Here is a 19,372-nt window from a genome sequence, read left to right as displayed (position 1 = left end):
CCGTCAGGCCGCCACGAGCGTGGGCCGCTCCTCGCGGTGCGCCACGGGGCGGGCAGCCGGCAGCTGGTCGGTCGGCGGCACCGCGACCACGGGGCAGCTCGCGTGCGCCAGGACGTAGCGGCTCACCGAACCGTGCAGGACCCGCGCGAGGCCGCGTCGGCCGGCACCGACCATCAGCAGGTCGTCCGGACCGTCGGCGACCCCCGCCAGGACGTGGCCGGCCTCGCCGCGGACGACGATCGGCTCGATCCGCACCCCGGCCGGTCGACCGCCCAGCGCCTCCGTCAGGACGGCGTCGAGCCGGTCGGTGGCGGCCTGCGCCCAGATCTTCGCGAGCGGCGGGCAGGGGTGGGCGCGGTAGGCGGGCTCGCCACCGACGGGAGTCCAGGCCAGCACCGGAACGAGCACCGCGTCACGGCGGGCCGCCTCCTCCAGGGCGCTGCGCAGAACCGCCGCGCTGCCCTTCGATCCGCTGACTCCGACGACGACCCGGGTGGTGTCCTCAGCCATGATGCTTCGCTTCCTTCGATCTGCTGGCTCCCGCCATCGATCCTGTGATTCCTAGGGCTCGATGGCGGAAGTACCGATTGATCTGGTGACCAGATCCCGTTTTTCCCTGAGATCAGTAGAACCCCCGAATCGGCGGAAGCGGCATCCCTTGACGCGTCGGCTACGCGAGGCGTGTCCTTGTTGACGGATCCCATACGCGCCGGGGGCCGGCCCGCCGACCTGACCGGGCGCGCTCTACCCCGACCATTGATGCAGGAAGGAGCCGGTCCGCCATGCGCGTGGTCGCCATCGTCATCGCAGTCGGCTGGGTCGTGTTCTGGCTCTACTGGGTCGCGTCGGCCTTCGGCGTGAAGGCCGGGCGCACCCGTTGGCGCCACGGCGCGGCACTCCGGGTGGCGATCGTGCTGGTCGTCCTTGTTCTCGTGCGGCTGCACGCGGTCAGGACGGCGCTCGCGCCCATCAGGGACCCGGCGCTGCAGGGCATCGGACTGGCCCTGTTCGCCCTGGGGCTGGCGCTGGCCGTGTGGGCGCGGGTGCACATCGGCCGCAACTGGGGGACGCCGATGTCCCAGAAGGCCGATCCGGAGCTGGTGACGACCGGGCCGTACAGCAGCGTGCGCCACCCCATCTACTCCGGCATCCTGCTCGCGATGATCGGCAGCGCGCTGGCGGTCAGCCTGTACTGGCTGGTGGCCCTCGCGCTGGTCGGCCCCTACTTCCTCTACAGCGCGGTGGTGGAGGAGCGCTACATGACCAGGCTCTTCCCGGAGCAGTACCCGGCCTACCAGCGGTCGACCAAGATGCTGATCCCATTCGTCCTCTAATAGGCTTCCGCCGTGACTGACAGCACGCATGGCGTACGCATCAGACCGGGCAGCCTCGCCGACGCACCAGCGGTGCTGGACATGCTCGACTCCGCGGTGGTCTGGATGAACGAGCGCGGCAACACCGAGCAGTGGGGTACGACGCCGTATTCGCAGAAGCCCGGCGGGGTGCAGCGGGTCGAGCGGTACCTGACCGAGAACGCCCCGCACATCGCGGAGTTGGGCGGAACGCCGGCCGGAGCCCTGGTGCTGGACTCCGGGCCCAGCCCTCAGATGCCGATCGCGCCGGCCGAGGAACCCGAGCGGTACGTCCGGCTGCTGGTCACCGACCGGCGGCATGCCGGCCGGGGCATCGGGGCACTGCTGCTGGCCCATGCCGCCGAGGAGGCCCAGCGGGCCGGCGTGGAGCTGCTGCGGGTCGACTGCTGGGCGGGCGGCGGGGGCCACCTGGTCGCGTTCTACGAGCGCAACGGCTTCACGCCCACCGATCGCTTCCTGTCCGGGGCCTGGCCGGGACAGGTGTTGGCCCGCCGGGTCGGCTGACGGCGCAAGCGGGCTCGGCCCCCTTCCCCAGAGGATCCCCAGAGGAGCAACCCGTGGACCTCCCCTACGCCGGTCGCCCCGGTCGCCGCGCCGTCCTGTCCGCGCTGGGAGCGACTGTCACCGCGGCCGCCACCGCCGCTGTCACCGGTCCCTCCACTGCCGCTGCGGTGCCGGTGTCCGCGACCGTCCAGGCGCCCGCCGCCGGTGGCACCGGCAAGCGCCAGATGCGGGGCCTGTGGATCGCCTCACTGGACAACATCGACTGGCCGCAGGACACCGGGCTGGGCGCGGCGCAGCTGCGCGCGGACTTCGTCGCGCTGCTCGACGAGGCGGCGGCTATCGGGTTCAACGCCGTGTTCGTTCAGGTCCGTCCCACCGCTGACGCCCTGTGGCCGTCGCCCTTCGAGCCGTGGTCCGAGTGGCTGACGGGTACCCAGGGCCAGGACCCGGGCTGGGACCCGCTGGCGTTCATGGTCCGGGCGGCCCACGAACGCGGCCTCGCGTTCCACGCCTGGTTCAACCCGTTCCGGGTGTCGCTGCAACCGGACCTCGCCAAGCTGATTTCCAGCCACCCCGCCCGCCGCAACCCGCAGTGGACGGTCGTCTACCGCGGCGAGATCTACTACAACCCCGGGATCCCCGCCGTCCGCGCCTTCGTCCAGCAGGCCATCATGGACGCGGTCCTGCGCTACGACATCGACGGCGTCCACCTCGACGACTACTTCTACCCGTACCCCGACCAGGACGAGTTCCCCGACGACGCCGCCTTCGCCGCCCACGGCCACGGGTTCACCGACCGCGCGGCCTGGCGGCGCGACAACGTCGACCTGATGGTCCAGCAGCTGCGCGACCTCGTGCGCACCGCCCGTCCCGAGGCGGCTTTCGGCATCAGCCCCTTCGGGGTCTGGCGCAACCAGAACACCGACCCGGACGGCTCCGCCACCCAGGCGCTGGAGTCCTACGACGCCCAGTACTGCGACACTCGCGGCTGGGTCCGCAACGGCTGGGTCGACTACATAGCGCCGCAGCTCTACTGGGTCATCGGCTTCAGCATCGCCGACTACGCCGTCCTCGCACCCTGGTGGGCCGAGCAGACCGCCGGCACCGACACCCAGCTCTGGATCGGTCAATCGGCATCCCGCCCCGGCGCCCCCGAACGCCCCGGCGCCTGGCAGGATCCCGCCGAACTCTCCCGCCACCTCGCTCTCAACGCGACCCTCCCGCCCATCGGTGGCGACCTCTTCTTCAGTGCCCAGTCCGTTCACGTCGACCGCATCGGCGCCATCAGGAAGCTGGCCGCCGACCACTGGAGCCACCCCGTGCTCAGCCCGCTGCTGCCCCGCCTGGCACACGCCGCCCCACCCGGCCCACCCACCCTGCGTGTTACCGCCGACCGGCACACCTTGCAGTTCAGTCCGTCCCCTCACCCCGAGCGCCCCCGGCCTTTCCAGTACGCCCTCTACCGCTACGACAGCGACCCCGGAGCGGCACCGGTGCCCGATCCCGCCCGGATGACCGCTCTGCTGCCCGCACTCACCGTCGACCACCACCAACCGCCGTCCACCACACCGGACTCCTGGTACGTCGCCACCGCCATCGACCGCGCAGGACGCGAAAGCCCTACCAGCGCGACCCTGCGCATGCCCACCGCCTGACGGGAGGAGGTGGACATGGCGCTCGCCCTCGCGTGGCGCGTGCGGGTGTGGCGGGTGTCCGCTGAACGGAGGACGGCGCCGAGTGTCCTGCCCGCTCCGGGCGAGTCCGTCCGCACATAGTGCGGCATGACACGCACCAGAGCGGCTCTGGCCCTCGCCGCCGCCACCATGATCGCCACCAGCCTGCCGACCACCGCGGGCGCCGTCGCCCTGTCGGGCGCCGGGCACGGCCCGCAGGCCTGCGTCCGCTCCCCGGAGCCCCACTCCGGACCGGCCAGGACGGTGCTCGACATCGCCCAGCAGGGCAAGGAGCAGTACGGCCTCAACTCGGTGATCCTCAAGGTCACCGTCCGCGGCCACGACCTCGTCACCTCCGCGCTCGGCGAGTCCATGACGGGCGTACCGGCCGAGCCGGACATGCACTTCCGAGCCGGCTCGGTGGGCATCGCCTATATGGGCACGGTGCTGCTGCAGCTGGTGGACGAGCACGTGGTGAGCCTCGACGACCCGATCGCGCGCTGGCTGCCGGACGTGCCGCATGCCGACCGGATCACCCTGCGGATGCTCGGCTCCAGCACCTCGGGCCTGCACGACTACGTCACCGACCCGGCCTTCCTCGCCGAGTTGGAGGCCCACCCGTTCCGCCACTGGACCGACGACGACCTGCTCGCCTACCCCTTCAGCCACCCGCTCTGGTACGAGCCGGGCACCAACTGGAGCTACTCGCACGGCAACTTCGTGCTGCTCGGCGAGGCCCTGGAGCGGATCACCGGCACCCCGCTGGACAAGCTGCTGGAGCAGCGCGTGATGGGCCCGCTCGGGCTGCGCAACACGCAGAACGACTTCACGCCCGAGATCCCGGATCCGGTGCTGCACGCCTTCACCTCGGAGCGCGGCACCTACGAGGAGTCCACCTTCTGGAACCCGTCGTGGACGACCGCGCGCGGCGCCGTGATCACCACCGACATCTGCGACCTGGCCCGCTCGGCGCAGGCCATCGGCACCGGCGAGCTGCTCTCGCCGAGCGGCTTCCGGACCCAGCTGGACCCGGGAACGGTCGGCCTGGGCGGTCCCACCGACACCTGCCCGGCGACGGTGTGCCTCCACAACACCGAGGCGCTGCACTTCGGCCTCACCGTCCTGGTGGAGAACGGCTGGATCATCCAGAACCCGTCCTTCTCCGGATACGCGGCGATCCAGGCCTATCTGCCGAGCAAGCGCCTGGCCATCGCCGTCTCCACCACCAAGGGCCCCGACTCGCCCGACGTCAACACGGCCGAGGCGATCGCCTCGCAGATCGCCGCCGCGTTCGCGCCGGACAACCCGATCCCCGGTCCCACCACCGGCAGCTGACCGGAGCGGAGCATCTTAGACCGACCGGAACGTTGAGGCAGCGGGTGGCGCTGGCCGGCGGCGTTCAGCCGCCGGCCAGCAGCAGGACCAGCCCGGTCAGCACCGCGCCCGCCCCCAGCGCGACGAAGGCGTACTCGATGCCGCGGCGCTCGCGCCCCTGCACCAGCACCTGCCGGGGATCGTCGGGGTCGTAGCGGACCAGGACGTGCCGCCCGTCCACCAGCGGGTGGGAGCGGCTGGAGCAGACGGGGGAGAAGACCTCCATCACCAGACCCTCCCGGGTGGCGAACTGCAGCAGCGGCCGGGACACCCCGGCGCTCTCCGCACGGTCCGCCGGGCGCTCCTTGACCAGCGCCTGCACCGGTATGCCGTCCCGGAGCAGCCGCCGGGTCGCGTTAAGCCCGGTGACCCCGGCGAGGTAGGCGACCAGGCCGCCCACGGCCGCCCACACGGCGGGTACTGCGACGATCGAGAGGCTCATCCTGTCCCCCTTGGCAGCTGTTCCCGATGCCAGTCTGCGCGCAGCACCAGCCCCGGCGCGAGGCCGCCCGCCCAACCTCGCCGTCGCGTTAACGCAAGCCTTCGGCGAGTGGGCCCAGGGCGAGTGCGGGCAGGAAGTTGAGCAGGGCCAGGATCAGCGCGGCGCCGGTGGCCAGTGTCACGAAGTTGATCCCGGAGGCGCGCAGCGTGCCGACCGTCACCACACCCGGCCGCTGCCTACACCCCGCGCGAAGGGCTGTTCCTCGACCTGCTGCGCCGCGGCTTCTCCGCCGAGGACGCCCGCCGCCAGCTGGACACCGCCATCGACTGGGGCCGCTACGCCGAGCTGTTCGACTACGACGCCGGTGACGGCCGGCTCACCCTGGAGCCCGGCGCGCAGGACGCCCTCTGACGCGCGCGGTCGCGGTCAGTTCTGTGCGGGCGCCGCACCGGCGGGGTCGAAGCGGTAGCCGACCTGGCGGACGGTGGCGATGGAGCGGCGGTACTCGGGCCCGAGCTTGCGGCGCAGCCGGGCCACGTAGACGTCGACCGTGCGGGTGTCGCCGAACGGCGGCTGGCCCCCGACCGCGGTCAGCAGCTGGTTGCGGGTGTAGACCCGCCGCGGGTGGGCCACCAGGTGGGCGAGGAGCTCGAACTCGGTGAAGGTGAGGTCCAGCGGTCGGCCCCCCGCGGTGGCCAGTCGAGCCTCCTGGTCGACCACGACGCCGAGCGGCGCGGGGGTCGGCGGGGCCGGCCGGGCCGGTGGGGTCGGCGCAGGGCCGACCAGGTCGCGCTGCGCGTCCACGGAGTGGACCGCGCGGTGCGGGTGGGATGAGCGGGTGTGGGACACCCGCGGGTAGTGCAGTGACACAGTCCTTCTCCTTGCGGATGCCGCGCTGCTGCGAGCCGCGGGAACGTCTGCGACGCTACGCCGGGTCATGATCCGGTCACGCATTCCTGACGCCTTGTTGACTGCGGCAGGCCGTTCACTGACGAAGCCTTGACGACGGGCGTCGCCGTGGAGCGGCCGTGCCGCCCGGGCCCCGCGTTGCGGCCCTGCCAGGATTCCGGGGGACCGTCGGGAGGGTCGGGGAAACCGGGTTCGGGTGTGAAGGACACGTCAAGTTTTCCTGGCACTCCGTCAGAAACTTGTCAGGATGCGAAGAACGTCGCCGGCTGGCCGGTTTGCTGGGCCTGGGTCACCCGATTCCCGCTGTGACACTCGCCCGCGCGCAGAAGGTCCGCCGCATGCCTCTCCTGGCTCCCGCACCTCAGAAGGACGTCACCGTCGATCGCTCACCGCAGCCACCGGTGATCCGGCGCCACCGTGCGGCGAGCGGGCTGTTCGACCCGAAGCAGCTGGTTCGGTCGTTCCCCGAGGCACTGCGCAAGCTGCACCCGCGGGTGATGGCGAAGAACCCGGTGATGTTCGTGGTGGAGGTCGGTTCGGCCCTCACCACGCTGTCGGCGGTCTTCTCGCCGAGTGTCTTCAGCTGGCTGATCAGCATCTGGCTCTGGCTCACCGTGGTGTTCGCCAACCTCGCCGAGGCGGTCGCGGAGGGCCGCGGCAAGGCCCAGGCCGAGTCGCTGCGCAAGGCCAGGACCGGGACGGTGGCCAGAAGGCTGCTGCGCTGGCGGGTCGGTATCGAGCACTGCCCCGAGGAGCTGGTTCCGGCCGAGGAGTTGCGGCTCTACGACTTCGTGGTGGTCGAGGCCGGTGAGACCGTCCCGGGGGACGGTGACGTGGTCGACGGCATCGCGTCCGTCGACGAGTCGGCGATCACCGGTGAGTCGGCCCCGGTGATCCGGGAGGCCGGCGGCGACCGCTGCGCCGTCACCGGCGGCACGCGGGTCCTCTCCGACCGGATCGTCGTACGGATCACCTCCAAGCCCGGCCTGACCTTCATCGACCGGATGATCGCCCTGGTCGAGGGCGCCGAGCGGAGGAAGACCCCCAACGAGATCGCCCTCAACCTGCTGCTGGCCGCCCTGACCGTGGTCTTCATCCTCACCGTGGTCACGCTCCAGCCGTTCGCCGTCTACGCGGGCGCCGAGCAGAGCATCACCGTGCTGGTCGCGCTGCTGGTGGCGCTGATCCCGACAACGATCGGAGCGCTGCTCTCGGCGATCGGGATCGCGGGGATGGACCGGCTGGTGCAGCGCAACGTGCTGGCGATGTCGGGTCGGGCGGTGGAGGCGGCGGGTGATGTGAACACGCTGCTGCTGGACAAGACCGGCACCATCACCTTCGGCAACCGCCAGGCCGTCCGCTTCGTCCCGCTCGACGGCGTTCCGGCCGAGGAACTCGCCGAGGCAGCCCAGCTCTCCAGCCTCGCCGACGAGACCCCGGAGGGCCGCTCGGTCGTGCAACTGGCCAAGGAGCGCTACGCGGTGCCGCCCCGCGCGGAGGGGGAGCTCGGGCACCTGGAGTTCGTCCCGTTCAGCGCGCACAGCAGGATGAGCGGCGTCGACCTCACCTGGCCCGACAGTCCGGCCGTCCTGGTGCGCAAGGGCGCCTCGGCCGCCGTCGCCACCTGGGTGCACGAGCACGGCGGCAAGGTCCCGCCGCAGGCCTTCGAGATCGTCGACGTCATCGCCAAGGGCGGCGGCACCCCGCTGCTGGTCGCCGTGCACGACCGGCACGGCGCCCGGGCGATGGGCGTGATCCAGCTGACCGACGTGGTCAAGGACGGCATCCGCGAGAGGTTCGCCGAGCTGCGCCGGATGGGCATCCGCACGGTCATGGTCACCGGTGACAACCCGCTGACGGCCCGGGCGATCGCGCAGGAGGCGGGCGTGGACGACTTCCTCGCCGAGGCCACGCCCGAGGAGAAGCTGGCGCTGATCAAGAAGGAGCAGGAGGGCGGCAAGCTGGTCGCGATGACCGGCGACGGGACGAACGACGCCCCGGCGCTGGCGCAGGCGGACGTGGGGGTGGCGATGAACACCGGCACCTCGGCCGCCAAGGAGGCCGGCAACATGGTGGACCTGGACTCCAATCCCACCAAGCTGATCGAGATCGTCGAGATCGGCAAGCAACTGCTGATCACCCGAGGTGCGTTGACCACCTTCTCGATCGCCAACGACGTTGCCAAGTACTTCGCGATCATCCCCGCGATGTTCGCCTCCGCCTACCCCGGCCTCGGCGACCTCAACATCATGGCGCTGCACAGCCCTCGGTCCGCGATCACCTCGGCGATCGTCTTCAACGCGCTGATCATCGTCGCACTGATCCCGCTCGCGCTGCGCGGCGTGCGCTACCGGCCCGCCTCCGCCTCCGACCTGCTCCGCCGCAACCTGCGTATCTACGGCCTCGGCGGGCTGATCCTGCCGTTCGTCGGGATCAAACTCATCGACCTGGTCCTGCAGTTCGTTCCGGGCCTCTGATCCGGCCGACTCCGAGCGGGTGAAGGGGGGATGCAGCACACACCTGCTGTCCAACGCCAGCTGAGGCGCTGACACATTTCGGCCAAGTCGTGGTCTCGGGTGTGTGAAGCGGATATCAGTGACGCGTCAAAGTTCCCCATGCGCCCGTATGGAGAGTGTCAGGGATCCGTTGGGGGCCGCGAGCCGCTGCTTTGCTCCTCCTGCCGGCCCGCCGCCGGCGTCGTGCGGAGCCTCGGGGCCACCCACGGCCAGGTCCCTGAAGCAATTGGTGGAGCCCATGCTCGATCTCGTCTTCGTCGGTGTCACGGTCGCCGTGTTCGCCGTCCTCGCGCTGGTGGTGCGGGGGGTGGAGAAGCTGTGAGTGCCGAGAACATCGCAGGTCTCATCGTCGCTGTCGCGCTGGTCGGCTATCTGGTCGTGGCGCTGATCTTCCCGGAGAAGTTCTGACATGGGCTCGACTTTGGCCGGCTGGATGCAGGCCCTTGCACTGGTGGGAGCGCTGGCCCTGTGCTACCGCCCCCTCGGCGACTACATCGCCAAGCTGCTGACGACCGCGAAGCACCTGCGGGTCGAGCGCGGCATCTACAGGACGATCGGGGTGGACGGGGACGCGGATCAGCGTTGGCCGGTGTATCTGCGGTCGGTGCTGGCGTTCTCGCTGGTGTCCGTGCTGTTCCTGTACGGGCTGCAGCGGGTGCAGAACCACCTGATGCTCAACCTCGGCTTCAAGGCCGTGGGGCCGCACGGGGCGTGGAACACCGCGATCTCGTTCGTCACCAACACCAACTGGCAGGACTACGCCGGTGAGGCGACGCTGGGCCACACGGTCCAGATGGTCGGCCTCACCGTGCAGAACTTCGTGTCGGCGGCGGTGGGCATCGCGATCGTGGCGACGCTGATCCGCGGCTTCACGCGCTCCCGCACCGACCGGGTGGGCAACTTCTGGGTGGACCTGACCCGGATCTGCCTGCGGCTGCTGCTGCCGCTGTCGATCGTGTTCGGTCTGGTGCTGGTCGCCAACGGTGTGATCCAGAACTTCCACGGTTTCCACGACCTGGCGACGCTGGGCGGGGACACGCAGTCGATCCCGGGTGGTCCGGTGGCCTCGCAGGAGGTCATCAAGGAGCTGGGCACCAACGGCGGCGGGTTCTTCAACGCCAACTCGGCGCACCCCTTCGAGAACCCGACCGGGTTCACCAACTGGCTGGAGATCTTCCTGCTGCTGGTGATCTCCTTCTCGCTGCCGCGCACCTTCGGCAAGATGGTGGGCGACCACCGCCAGGGCTACGCGATCGTGTCGGTGATGGGCCTGTTCTGGGCCGGGTCGGCGGCGCTGATGACGTTCTTCGAGTCCGGTCACGGCGGTGTGGCGCTGCAGGCGGCCGGTGCGGCGATGGAGGGCAAGGAGGTCCGCTTCGGTATCGCGGCCTCGTCGCTGTTCGCGTCCTCGACGACGCTGACGTCCACCGGTGCGGTGGACGCGGCGCATGACTCGCTGACGCCGGGCGGCGGCGGGGTGGCGATCTTCGACATGATGCTCGGTGAGATCGCTCCCGGCGGTACCGGTTCGGGTCTGTACGGGATGCTGATCCTGGCGATCGTGGCGGTGTTCGTGGCGGGCCTGATGGTCGGTCGTACGCCGGAGTACCTGGGCAAGAAGCTGGGCGGGCGGGAGATGAAGTTCGCCTCGCTCTACATCCTGACCACGCCGGCGATCGTGCTGATCGGCACGGGTGTCGCGATGGCGCTGGGCGGTGAGCGGGCGAACATGCAGGCCTCGGGGCCGCATGGCTTCTCCGAGGTGCTGTATGCGTTCACGTCGGCGGCCAACAACAACGGGTCGGCGTTCGGCGGTCTGACGGTGACCTCCCCGTGGTGGGACACCGCGCTGGGGTTGGCGATGGTCTTCGGGCGGTTCCTGCCGATGATCTTCGTGTTGGCGCTGGCCGGGTCGCTGGCCCGTCAGCAGCCGGTCCCGGCCACCGAGGGCACGCTGCCCACCCACAAGCCCCTGTTCGTCGGTCTGCTGTCGGGCGTCGTCCTGATCGTCGTCGGCCCTCACCTACTTCCCTGCCCTGGCTCTCGGGCCGCTCGCGGAGGGTCTGCACTGATGTCCACCCTTACCACCCCAACTCCCGTAGAACAGAAGCCGGCTGAGCCGCACAGAGTGTCCGGCGGCCTGCTCGATCCCAAACTGATCCTCTCCTCCCTGCCCGACGCGGTGAAGAAGCTCGACCCCCGGGTGATGGTCAAGAACCCGGTCATGTTCGTGGTCGAGGTCGGCTCGGTGGTCACCACCGTGTCGGCGATCGCCAGCCCCAGCGTGTTCGCCTGGGCGATCACCATCTGGCTGTGGCTGACCACGATCTTCGCCAACCTGGCGGAGGCCGTCGCCGAGGGCCGCGGCAAGGCGCAGGCCGAAACCCTGCGCCGCACCAAGACCGACACGATGGCCCGCCGCCTGGTCAACTGGCCCACCAGTCAGGCCGAAGAGGAGGTCTCCGGGACCGCACTGCAGCTCGGCGACCATGTCGTGATCGAGGCCGGCGAGATCATCCCCGGCGACGGCGACGTCGTCGAGGGTGTCGCCTCGATCGATGAGTCGGCGATCACGGGCGAGTCCGCGCCGGTGATCCGCGAGTCGGGCGGTGACCGCTCGGCGGTCACCGGCGGCACCAAGGTGCTGTCCGACCGGATCGTCGTCAAGATCGCCTCGGAGCCCGGCAAGTCCTTCATCGACCGGATGATCGCGCTGGTCGAGGGCGCGGCCCGGCAGAAGACGCCCAACGAGATCGCGCTGAACATCCTGCTGGCCTCGCTGACCATCGTGTTCCTGGTGACGGTGGCGGCGCTGCAGCCGATGGCGACCTTCGCGGGCGCCCCGCAGACCATGGTCGTGCTGGTGGCGCTGATCGTGGCGCTGATCCCCACCACGATCGGCGCGCTGCTCTCCGCGATCGGCATCGCCGGCATGGACCGCCTGGTGCAGCGCAACGTGCTGGCCATGTCGGGCCGCGCGGTCGAGGCCGCCGGCGACGTCAACACCCTGCTGCTCGACAAGACCGGCACCATCACCCTCGGCAACCGCCAGGCCGCCGAGTTCCAGCCCGCCAACGGCGTCGCCGTCGACGAGCTCGCGGATGCCGCGCAGCTGTCCAGCCTCGCGGACGAGACGCCCGAGGGCCGCTCGATCGTGGTGCTCGCCAAGACCGGGTACGGCCTGCGGGCCCGCACCCAGGGCGAGTTGACGCACGCCACCTGGGTCCCCTTCACCGCGCAGACCCGGATGTCCGGCGTCGACCTCGACGAGCCCGAAGGAATCCACTCGGTGCGCAAGGGCGCGGCCGCCTCGGTCGCCACCTGGGTCACCGACAACGGCGGCACCGTCGGAACCGACGTGAGCGCCCTGGTCGACGGGATCTCCGCGGCCGGCGGCACCCCGCTGGTGGTGGCCGCCAAGGCCGGCACCGCACCCGCCCGCGTCCTCGGCGTCATCTACCTCAAGGACGTCGTCAAGGAGGGCATGCGCGAGCGCTTCGACGAGCTGCGCCGGATGGGCATCAAGACCATCATGATCACGGGTGACAACCCGCTGACCGCCAAGGCGATCGCGGACGAGGCGGGCGTGGACGACTTCCTCGCCGAGGCCACGCCCGAGGACAAGATGGCGCTGATCAAGAAGGAGCAGGAGGGTGGCAAGCTCGTCGCGATGACGGGTGACGGCACCAACGACGCCCCGGCGCTGGCGCAGGCCGACGTCGGTGTGGCGATGAACACCGGCACCATGGCGGCCAAGGAGGCCGGCAACATGGTGGACCTCGACTCCAACCCCACCAAGCTGATCGAGATCGTCGAGATCGGCAAGCAGCTCCTGATCACCCGCGGCGCGCTGACCACATTCTCGATCGCCAACGACGTCGCGAAGTACTTCGCGATCATCCCGGCGATGTTCGCCTCCGTCTACCCGGGGCTGAACCACCTGAACATCATGGCGCTGCACAGCCCCAAGTCGGCGATCACCTCGGCGATCATCTTCAACGCACTGGTCATCATCGGCCTCATCCCGCTCGCCCTGCGCGGCGTCAAGTACCGCCCCTCCGACGCCAGTTCCATGCTGCGACGCAACATCCTGATCTACGGCGTCGGCGGCCTGATCGTGCCGTTCGTCGGAATCAAGGCGATCGACCTTATCGTTCAGTTCATTCCCGGCCTGCGCTAAAGACACGGAAGGAGAACCCACCTCATGTCCAAGCCACTGCCCACCTCCATCCGTACGCATCTGAGCGCGCTGCGCCTCCTGCTGGTGATGACCGTGATCCTGGGGGTGCTGTACCCGCTGCTGGTGACCGGCGTCAGCCAGGTCGCGTTCAGCGCCAAGGCCAACGGGTCGATCGTGAAGTCCGCGGACGGCAAGGAGATCGGCTCCAGCCTGCTGGGGCAGAACTACAACCTGCCGAAGAAGACTGCTGCTTCTGGTTCAACAACGGGCAACGACCCCAACGAGCAGGCGCAGCCGGACCCGAAGTGGTTCCAGCCGCGTCCCTCGGCGGCCGGCGCGGGCTACGACCCGCACAGCTCCTCGCCCTCCAACCTGGGCCCCAACGACGCGACGCTGCTGAAGGACGTCAACGACCGCCGGACCGCGGACGCCGCGTTCGACGGCGTCGACCCGGCCACCGTGCCGGCCGACGCGCTGACCGCCTCGGGCTCGGGCCTGGACCCGGACATCTCCCCGGCCTACGCCAAGGAGCAGACCGCCCGGGTCGCCAAGGCCCGCGGCCTGTCCACCGACACGGTGGCCGCGCTGGTCGCCAAGTACACCGACGGCCGTTCGCTGGGCTTCCTCGGCGACCCCGGCGTCAACGTCGTCCTGCTCAACAAGGCACTCAGCGAGACCAAGTGACGATGAGTCACTCAGTCGTCGACTAGGCCGGGCCGACCCGGGTGCGAGGAGTGAATCCCGCACCCGGGTCGTCGCCGCGCGTCCCCGCAACTGCCGTACCGCACCGACCGGTTCCGGTCACCCCGTAGAGAGAGCAAAGTCCATGGCCCGCGATGCGGTGAGCCACGTCCTGATCGTCGACGACGAGCCCCAGATCCTGCGGGTGCTCCGCACCAACTTCCACGCCCGGAACTACACGGTGCACACCGCGGCCACCGGGCAGGAGGCGCTCGATTCGGCCGTACGCGACGTCCCCGACGTTGTCGTGCTGGACCTCGGCCTGCCCGACTTCGACGGGGTGGACATCATCCACGGTCTGCGGTCCTCGATCGCGGCGCCGATCATCGTGCTCTCCGGACGCAGCAGCGTCGAGGAGAAGATCCGCGCCCTGGACGCGGGCGCCGACGACTATCTGACGAAGCCCTTCCTGATGGACGAGCTCTTCGCCCGGCTGCGCGCCGTCCTGCGGCGCCCGGCCCTGGAGGCCCCGGCGTCGCTCACGGTGATCGGCGACCATGTGGTCGATCTCGTGGCGGCCACGGTCACCGGCCCCGCCGGGCCCGTCAGGCTCACCCCCACCGAGTGGAAGATCATCACCCTGCTGCTGGCCAGGCCGGGCCGACTGGTCCCCAGGCAGCAGCTGCTGCTTGAGATCTGGGGACCGGGGCAGGAGGAGCACGGCAACTATCTCCGCGTCTATTTCGCCGGTCTGCGCCGCAAGCTGGAGCGTGACCCGAGGCGCCCCCGGCACCTGATCACCGAACCCGGCGTCGGCTACCGCTACCAGCCGTGACGAGGAGGGCCGCCGATGACGGCGGCCCTCCTCGGCTGTACCTGAGTGCTCAGGGCGCGGGGTCCCAGTGGGCCTCAAGATGACGGGTGCCGTCAGCGGCGGTGACGGTTCGCCAGCTGGCGCGCATCCGGACCGTCCGGCCGGCCGGGCGGACGGTGCGGGAGGCGGCCGTGCCGCCCAGGGCCTGGAGCACGGTGCTGTCGAGGGGGCTGTCGGCCAGCCTCTGCACGACGGCGGACAGCGCCGAGCGGACAGGTTCGAGCACCGCGGCGGCGGCGAGCGGCGGGCGGCGGTGGAAGGCACCGAGAACGGTCACGTGGACCTCACCTTCGTGAAGCGTCGGAGCGACGAAGACGTCCCACGTTAGGCCCGAGCGCCCGTGCGGCAGGCGTTCCTGACGATTCATTGACTGTGCCGGTGCCGTCACTGACGGTGCCTTGACGTCACTCGGTGCGCGCGGGGCTCTGCAGGGTGTCCAGCACGTTGCCGGCCTGGTCCGCGAGGGTCACGGCGACCAGGCGCGCCTCCAGCGAGGGGATCACGCCCGGGGTCGGTTGGAGCATGAACCGGCCGTAGTAGTGGCCGTTGCTGAAGACCCGCAGTTCGACCTCCTCGCCCGGCAGTCCGAGCCGGTCGACGTCCCAGCTCCGGCGGCCCAGGACGACGGAGCCGTCCGGTTCCAGGCGCGGCGGGTGGCCGATCAGCGTGCCGTACTCGAAGCGGCAGCCGCGCAGGTGCAGCAGACCCACGAGCTGCTTCTCCACCTGGTCGATCACCGTGCTGGGGGAGGTGGCGGAGGACTGGGCCAGCCGGGCGGTGTGGTGGATCTGGGCGAGGTAGTCGGCGTCCGTGACGGCGATCACCTGGAGGCGGCGGGCCCGGGCGGCCAGTTGGGAGACCACCAGCCCGACCACCAGCAGCAGGACGGCGGTGGTGATGTCGGCCGACCGGCTGATCGAGAAGTGCTCGTAGGGCTTGGTGAAGAAGAAGTCGAACCACACGGCGGCGGACACGGCCGAGAGCGCTCCGGCCGTCCGGTGTCCGAGCACGGCCGCCGCGACGACCACGACGACCAGGATCAGGGCGACGTTGGTGTTGGCGATGCTGCTGCGGAAGGGCAGCAGGATCGCGCAGACGGCGAGTGGGGCGGCCAGGGCCGCGAGGATCGCGAGCGGGCCCCGGGTGAGGACATGAGGCATGGCGCACCTCCTGCGTTCAGGTGTAGCAGGAGGCGCGCACGGCGGGTGCGGCTCGGACGGTTCTTAACAACTTTCTGGCGGGTGGCGCCGCGGCACGGGCCGGGGGTCGGCCGGGCCGCAAAATACCGCTAGCAGGCGGCTCGGCCGCCCGGGGCCTTCCTACGCTGAGGGTCGGGTCCACGGGGAGGGCGGCTCGCTTGGCCGGTCGCTGGAGCCCGAGCCGGGCCACCCCCGCTACTTCCTGACCGAGCCCGGTCGGCTGATCGGCGAGCGACGCCGAGGGCGACGGTCGCACGGGAGTCGACAAGCGCGCGCATGGGTTCTGTCAAAGGAGGGGTGCCCAGGTGCGCGCCGAGGTCGTCGCAGCGTAGCGTTCGACCGCTGGCAGGTGTTTCGTGCTCGTGAACTGCTTTACGTTCCTTCACCATTGACACCAGGGGGCTCATCGTGACGACATCAGGTCTGTGCCTGCCACCGGCCATCGAGTCGGTGGCGGCCGAGGCAGCGGAGCTGGTCCGCCAACTGGCGGCCGAGGGACACTTGTCGGCCCAGGCGGCTGAGCTTCGTGGTCAGGAGATCGCCGGCGAGCTGGCCGCGACCGGGACCTACCGCCAGAGCGCGCAGGAACTCCTGCTGGGCAGCCGGATCGCCTGGCGGAACAACCCGCAGTGCATCGGCAAGTTCTACTGGAAGGGGCTGGAGGTCCGGGACTGCCGCGAGGTCGCGGCCGGGGGCGGCGACGAGGGCCTCCTGTTCGAGGCGCTGGTGGAGCATCTGCGGCTGGCTTGGAACGGCGGCCGGGTCAGGTTGCTGCTGAGCGTCTTCGCCCCGAGCGAGCCGCAGCGGCCCGGCCCGCGGGTCTGGAACGGCCAGCTCATCCGCTACGCCGGCTACCGGCGCCACGACGGGTCGGTGCTGGGCGACCCCGGGTCGGTGGAGTTCACCGAGGCCGTCCTGCGGCTGGGTTGGCGCGGGCGGGGCACCGAGTACGACGTGCTGCCGCTGGTCGTGCAGTGGCCGGGGCGCGAGCCGAGGTGGTTCGACCTGCCGCCGGACGCGGTGCCCGAGGTGCGGATCAGCCACCCCGACCACCCCTGGTTCGAGCGGCTGGGCCTGCGCTGGCACGGCTTTCCGACGATCTCCGACCAGGTCCTCGAACTGGGCGGCCTGCGCTACCCGTTGGCACCCTTCAGCGCCTGGTACACCTGCACCGAGATCGGCGCCCGCAACCTGTCCGACACCAATCGCTACGACAAACTCCCCGAGGTGGCCCGGGGGATGGGCCTGGACACCGGCCGCGACCGCACCCTGTGGCGGGACCGCGCGCTGCTGGAACTCACCGCGGCCGTGCTGCACTCCTACGACCAGGCCGGGGTGTCCATCATCGACCACCACTTCGCCACCAAGCAGTTCGTGCGGCACGAGGAGCGCGAGCAGAAGAGCGGACGCGGCTGCCCGGCCGACTGGTCCGCCATCGTCCCGGCCACCAGCGGCTCGACCACGCCGATCTGGCAGCGCCGCTACGAACCCACCCGGGTCCGCCCCAACTTCGCGCCCCACCCGGTGCCCTGGGCATCCGGCGCCGCCGGGGACTGAGCGCATCGCCACCGGTCACTGGTCACCGGTTCACTGGCCGGACCGCCGCTGCTCACCCCGCCAGCAGCCGGCCCGGGCCCTCGACCCGGGCCAGCCGCCAGTCACGCGGGCGGTCCCGGCCGGCCGGATCGGTGTCGGTGATCCGCAGCCCGTCGCCCTCGCGGTTCGGCTCGGGCCGCAGGTGGACCCCGACGCGCTGCGGCAGGGTGGAGGCGACGATCTCCCAGCGATCGGCGTGGACCCGGCCGATCGACACCTCGCAGTCCAGCAGCGCGGCCGCCTGCGCACGGTCGGCGCAGCCGCGGACCTGCTCCGCGAGCGGGACCAGCCGGGTGGGCAGCGGCGCTGACCGGTCCCGGGCGTAGCAGAACCAGGAGCCCACCCGGACCAGTACGCCCGCGCAGCCCTCCGCCGGATCGTCCAGCAGCGCGGCCGCCGCCAGGCCGCCCGGTGGCCGGCCGCCAGGTGCCGATGGCCGCTCGACGGGCTCCCAGTGCTCCAGGTAGGCCTCGTGCAGGCCTTCCTCGACCAGCACGCCGTCCGCCCAGTGCAGGGTGCCGGCGTCGGGCAGCGGCGCCGACGGGTGCAGGTCGATCTGACGGACCCAGCTGAACCGGTCGCCGTCCTGCTCCAGCGTGCCGGCGAACGCCTTCTGCTCGCACAGCGCCAGCAACTGCGGGCGGTCCAGCTGCGCCAAGGGTGCCCGCCCGACCACCTCGTCCAGCCCGGGCGGTCTGCGGAGGTCCCCGAAGAGGGCGGGGCCCTGGACCCAGGTGACGGCGCTGACGCGGTCCGTCGACCCGTCGGCCTCGCGGACAAGTGTGCGCCGCCAGACGCCGGGGAGATCCGCGAGTGCGGGGTGCGGTATTGGCATCGCTCCTGCATATCACGGGCGAGGCGGTTCTCGTTATGCGAGTCTCCGTTATGAGAGTCCACTTGCATGATGCGATGGGAGCCGCTTATAGTAATGACAGTTGGCTCTCACGAAGAGAGTCGACCGACATCACCGCAGTCCAGTCGAACGGCAATGGGCCGCTCGCGCCGCCATCCGTAACGACGCTCGTATCGACGAAGGAACCTTCACCATGACTGTCACCGCCCCCACCAGCACCACCCGGACCATCGACCTCCCCAGTGGCCTGAGCCTCACGGTCCAGGAGTTCGGCGAGAACACCGACGGCACGGGGGTGCTGATGCTGCACGGCGGCGCCGGGCCCCGCTCGATGGCCGGGTTCGCCGCCGGGATGTCCCAGCACGCCTACGTGGTCGTCCCGACCCACCCCGGTTTCGAGGGCGCGCCCAGGCCCGAATCGTTCGACTCCGTCGCCGATCTGGCCTCGGCCTACCTGGACCTGCTCGATGCACTCGGCCTGGACGGCGTGCTGGTGGCCGGCAGCTCGGTCGGCGGCTGGATCGCCGCTGAGATGGGCCTGCGCGACAACCGCAGCCGGATCAGCGCGCTGGTCCTGCTCGCCGCGACCGGAATCACGCCCGTGCCCCCGCTGGAGATCGCGAACCCCGCGAACATCGGACCGATCCGCACCGGTGAACTGGCCTTCCACAAGCCGGAGTTCCGGCTGAACCCGGCCACCCTGACCGAAGACCAGAAGGCCGCGATGGGCGCCAACCAGGCCACCCTGGCCGTCTACGCGGGCGACCCGTTCTGCCACGACCCCAAGCTCCAGGGCCGGCTGCACCGCGTCACCGTCCCGGTGCTGGTGCTCGCCGGCGAGCAGGACGGGATCGTCCCGCTGGAGTACGAGCGCGCCCTGGCCGACGCCTTCCCCCGCGCCACCCTCCGCCCCATCCCCGAGGCCGGCCACTTCCCGCACCTCGAGCAGCCCGGAGCCGTCTTCGCGGCCATCGGCGACTTCGTCGACACCGAGGTCAAGCCCGCAGGCTGACCCCACCCAGCAGCCGCGCCCCCTCTCGACCTCCCGAGGACGCATCATGACCGCGTGGCGGACCCGGCCGCTCGGCGCAGGCTGCTCGACTCGCCGTCGGCAGCCAGTCTCGGCGGGCGGAGGGGCCAGCGACGAAGCTCGCAGCGAGGACGGTGAACCGGATCCTGGCGAGTCGTCAGCCGCCGG

At 70.7% G+C, this 19,372-nt stretch carries 18 protein-coding genes and 2 pseudogenes; 13 read left to right on the top strand and 7 right to left on the bottom strand.

The annotated features are described in order from the left end of the window. Positions 1-3: 3 nt before the first annotated feature. The gene (locus P3T34_RS03810) at positions 4-510 is read right to left on the bottom strand and encodes a universal stress protein (RefSeq protein ID WP_280664539.1); all 507 of its coding nucleotides are present in this window, start codon (positions 508-510) and stop codon (positions 4-6) included. 272 nt (positions 511-782) lie between these two features. On the opposite strand from P3T34_RS03810, the gene P3T34_RS03805 reads away from it, so the two are divergent. The 4 genes from P3T34_RS03805 (at position 783) to P3T34_RS03790 (ending at position 4,885) form a co-directional block, all read left to right on the top strand. Next, positions 783-1,334, top strand: coding sequence for an isoprenylcysteine carboxylmethyltransferase family protein (locus P3T34_RS03805; protein ID WP_280664538.1), 552 nt, complete (start codon positions 783-785; stop codon positions 1,332-1,334). Positions 1,335-1,346: 12 nt separating this feature from the next. Continuing rightward, positions 1,347-1,877 (top strand): GNAT family N-acetyltransferase, encoded by a 531-nt coding sequence (locus P3T34_RS03800; protein ID WP_280664537.1) that lies wholly within the window; start codon positions 1,347-1,349, stop codon positions 1,875-1,877. A 53-nt stretch (positions 1,878-1,930) separates the two neighbouring features. Beyond that, complete coding sequence (locus P3T34_RS03795) at positions 1,931-3,532, top strand: family 10 glycosylhydrolase (RefSeq protein WP_280664536.1); 1,602 nt, start codon at positions 1,931-1,933, stop codon at positions 3,530-3,532. A gap of 126 nt (positions 3,533-3,658) precedes the next feature. After that, complete coding sequence (locus tag P3T34_RS03790) at positions 3,659-4,885, top strand: serine hydrolase domain-containing protein (RefSeq protein WP_280664535.1); 1,227 nt, start codon at positions 3,659-3,661, stop codon at positions 4,883-4,885. A 64-nt stretch (positions 4,886-4,949) separates the two neighbouring features. Here P3T34_RS03790 and P3T34_RS03785 read toward each other — a convergent pair whose 3' ends face one another. Further along, positions 4,950-5,366, bottom strand: a complete 417-nt coding sequence (locus P3T34_RS03785; RefSeq protein ID WP_280664534.1) for a DUF3592 domain-containing protein — start codon at positions 5,364-5,366, stop codon at positions 4,950-4,952. Positions 5,367-5,454: 88 nt separating this feature from the next. Then, positions 5,455-5,589: a potassium-transporting ATPase subunit KdpA gene (locus P3T34_RS03780; protein ID WP_280664533.1), complete on the bottom strand. Its 135-nt coding sequence runs from the start codon at positions 5,587-5,589 to the stop codon at positions 5,455-5,457. Positions 5,590-5,621: 32 nt separating this feature from the next. On the opposite strand from P3T34_RS03780, the gene P3T34_RS03775 reads away from it, so the two are divergent. Next, the gene (locus P3T34_RS03775) at positions 5,622-5,777 is read left to right on the top strand and encodes an AAA-associated domain-containing protein (protein ID WP_280671804.1); all 156 of its coding nucleotides are present in this window, start codon (positions 5,622-5,624) and stop codon (positions 5,775-5,777) included. 15 nt (positions 5,778-5,792) lie between these two features. On the opposite strand, the pseudogene P3T34_RS03770 reads toward P3T34_RS03775, so the two are convergent. Beyond that, positions 5,793-6,050, bottom strand: a pseudogene (locus tag P3T34_RS03770) (helix-turn-helix domain-containing protein); the annotation flags it as partial. A 563-nt stretch (positions 6,051-6,613) separates the two neighbouring features. Here P3T34_RS03770 and kdpB (P3T34_RS03765) point away from each other — a divergent pair. The 6 genes and pseudogenes from kdpB (P3T34_RS03765) to P3T34_RS03740 all read left to right on the top strand — a co-directional run bounded on the left by kdpB (P3T34_RS03765) (position 6,614) and on the right by P3T34_RS03740 (position 14,487). Further along, positions 6,614-8,752: a potassium-transporting ATPase subunit KdpB gene (kdpB, locus tag P3T34_RS03765; protein ID WP_280664532.1), complete on the top strand. Its 2,139-nt coding sequence runs from the start codon at positions 6,614-6,616 to the stop codon at positions 8,750-8,752. A 357-nt stretch (positions 8,753-9,109) separates the two neighbouring features. Beyond that, positions 9,110-9,199, top strand: a complete 90-nt coding sequence (gene kdpF, locus P3T34_RS03760; protein WP_037971201.1) for a K(+)-transporting ATPase subunit F — start codon at positions 9,110-9,112, stop codon at positions 9,197-9,199. 1 nt (position 9,200) lies between these two features. Next, a pseudogene (kdpA, locus tag P3T34_RS03755) lies at positions 9,201-10,863 on the top strand (potassium-transporting ATPase subunit KdpA). After that, complete coding sequence (gene kdpB / locus P3T34_RS03750; protein ID WP_280664531.1) at positions 10,863-12,971, top strand: potassium-transporting ATPase subunit KdpB; 2,109 nt, start codon at positions 10,863-10,865, stop codon at positions 12,969-12,971. Before kdpA ends, kdpB (P3T34_RS03750) begins: the two are co-directional and overlap by 1 nt. Before the next feature lie 24 nt (positions 12,972-12,995). Continuing rightward, on the top strand, positions 12,996-13,655 hold the full coding sequence (locus tag P3T34_RS03745) for a potassium-transporting ATPase subunit C (RefSeq protein ID WP_280664530.1): 660 nt from the start codon (positions 12,996-12,998) through the stop codon (positions 13,653-13,655). Positions 13,656-13,812: 157 nt separating this feature from the next. Further along, positions 13,813-14,487: a response regulator gene (locus P3T34_RS03740; protein WP_280671802.1), complete on the top strand. Its 675-nt coding sequence runs from the start codon at positions 13,813-13,815 to the stop codon at positions 14,485-14,487. 49 nt (positions 14,488-14,536) lie between these two features. Here P3T34_RS03740 and P3T34_RS03735 read toward each other — a convergent pair whose 3' ends face one another. Both P3T34_RS03735 and P3T34_RS03730 read right to left on the bottom strand, forming a co-directional pair. Beyond that, on the bottom strand, positions 14,537-14,803 hold the full coding sequence (locus P3T34_RS03735; RefSeq protein WP_280664529.1) for a hypothetical protein: 267 nt from the start codon (positions 14,801-14,803) through the stop codon (positions 14,537-14,539). A gap of 127 nt (positions 14,804-14,930) precedes the next feature. Further along, on the bottom strand, positions 14,931-15,686 hold the full coding sequence (locus tag P3T34_RS03730) for a DUF4118 domain-containing protein (RefSeq protein WP_280664528.1): 756 nt from the start codon (positions 15,684-15,686) through the stop codon (positions 14,931-14,933). Positions 15,687-16,133: 447 nt separating this feature from the next. Here P3T34_RS03730 and P3T34_RS03725 point away from each other — a divergent pair, with 447 nt between their 5' ends. Further along, positions 16,134-17,282, top strand: coding sequence for a nitric oxide synthase oxygenase (locus P3T34_RS03725; RefSeq protein WP_280664527.1), 1,149 nt, complete (start codon positions 16,134-16,136; stop codon positions 17,280-17,282). Between the two features lie 52 nt (positions 17,283-17,334). Here P3T34_RS03725 and P3T34_RS03720 read toward each other — a convergent pair whose 3' ends face one another. Continuing rightward, positions 17,335-18,156 (bottom strand): hypothetical protein, encoded by an 822-nt coding sequence (locus P3T34_RS03720; protein ID WP_280664526.1) that lies wholly within the window; start codon positions 18,154-18,156, stop codon positions 17,335-17,337. A gap of 211 nt (positions 18,157-18,367) precedes the next feature. Between P3T34_RS03720 and P3T34_RS03715 the strand changes: the two genes are divergently transcribed. Further along, on the top strand, positions 18,368-19,186 hold the full coding sequence (locus tag P3T34_RS03715; RefSeq protein WP_280664525.1) for an alpha/beta hydrolase: 819 nt from the start codon (positions 18,368-18,370) through the stop codon (positions 19,184-19,186). The last annotated feature ends 186 nt before the right edge of the window (positions 19,187-19,372 follow it).

The organism is Kitasatospora sp. MAP12-44 (assembly GCF_029892095.1).
Taxonomy (GTDB): domain Bacteria; phylum Actinomycetota; class Actinomycetes; order Streptomycetales; family Streptomycetaceae; genus Kitasatospora.
The sequence above is the reverse complement of the archived record's forward strand: the minus strand, read 5'-3'. Positions and strand labels throughout refer to the sequence as shown.